The organism is Gemmata algarum (assembly GCF_034097035.1).
Lineage (GTDB): Bacteria > Planctomycetota > Planctomycetia > Gemmatales > Gemmataceae > Gemmata > Gemmata algarum.
In genome coordinates, this window is record NZ_JAXBLV010000115.1 from 1 (window position 1) to 779 (window position 779).

Genomic DNA, 779 nt, shown 5'->3' on the forward strand with positions numbered 1-779 from the left:
ACGGTCGCCGGGAACGGCGTGTGGGTCGCGGACCGGAACTTCGGCACCACCGGGTTCCTGTTCGGGATCGCCCAACGGAACGGTTCGTTCGTCATCCGCCGGCACGCCGCGACCCGGAGTTGGGAGCGGGAGTCGGACGGGGCCGCGGTCGGCCGGACCGACACCGGGACGCGGTCCGAACAGACGATCTGGCTGACCGAACCGGATGGGGCCGAACGGGCGGTGCGGCGGGTGCGGCTCACGTTGGACCACCCCGCTCGGGACGGGGTCCTCGAAGTGCTGACCAACCTGCCCGCCGAGGTGGCGGTTGCGTCGGCGGTAGCCGAGTTGTATCGGGGCCGGTGGTCGGTCGAGGGGCTGTTCTTGCGACTGACGACGGTGCTCAGGTGCGAGGTGAACACGCTCGGGTACCCGCCGGCGGCGTTGTTCGGGTTCGGCGTCGCGTTGGCGGTCGGGAACGTGCCTGCCGCCGTCAAGGGCGCGTTGCGGGCGGCCCACGGTGCGGCGGTCGCGGGCGGGGTCTCCGACTACCACCGGGCGTTGGAAGTGTCGGGTGCGTGCCCGGGGCTGTGGATCGCCGTCCCGGTCGAAACATGGGCGGGGCTGGGAGCGTGGTCGGTCGGGCAGATGGCCGAGTGGCTCAAGGGACTGGCCCGGTGTGCGAACCTGGGGCGGTATCGGCAAGCCACCCGCGGGCCGAAACAACCGAAGCCGCCCCGCACCCGATTCCCGGGGCCAAACACGTCGCGACATCGCGGCTGCGCGGCGGTGAACAGACG

General features: G+C 72.0%; 1 protein-coding gene. It reads left to right on the forward strand.

The window, feature by feature from the left end; all coding sequences use genetic code 11:
• The coding region (locus R5W23_RS10950; RefSeq protein ID WP_326522215.1) for a transposase at window positions 1-779 on the forward strand (779 nt) is incomplete at both ends.